Source organism: Pseudomonas sp. P110(2024), assembly GCF_057480795.1.
Genome location: NZ_JBLIYT010000047.1, coordinates 1 through 333 on the forward strand (window position 1 = coordinate 1; position 333 = coordinate 333).

The following is a 333-nucleotide window of genomic DNA, read 5'->3' on the forward strand; positions in this document are numbered from 1 at the left end:
TAGGCAGTGTACGAAAAGTAATGTCGTAAACACCGCCGCCAGCAAGCCAGCGTGAGCATCGCAGCGAAGCTTTCCGCTAGCTTGCAATAGCGTGTACCCAGGCGGCGGTGCTCCTTCAACCAACCAAATAGCCGTTCGATAGCGTTCCGCTGCCGATACTTGGGCTTGTCAAATAGCCGCGGCAAGCCCGGCTTCGGCTTGCGTTTCATGTCACGCAGCGGAATCACCGGCTGTATCCGATAGCGGTCGCAGTATTGCCGCAAGGATTCTGCGTCATAGCCTTTGTCGGCCAGGAGCCAGCGGCAGCGCTTGCGTGGCCTACCTCGATTCGAA

At 58.0% G+C, this 333-nt stretch carries 1 protein-coding gene; it reads right to left on the reverse strand.

Going from position 1 to position 333, the window contains the following annotated elements; all coding sequences use genetic code 11:
- On the reverse strand, window positions 1-333 hold a 333-nt coding region (locus AC25ND_RS26415), incomplete at both ends, for a transposase (RefSeq protein ID WP_486976686.1).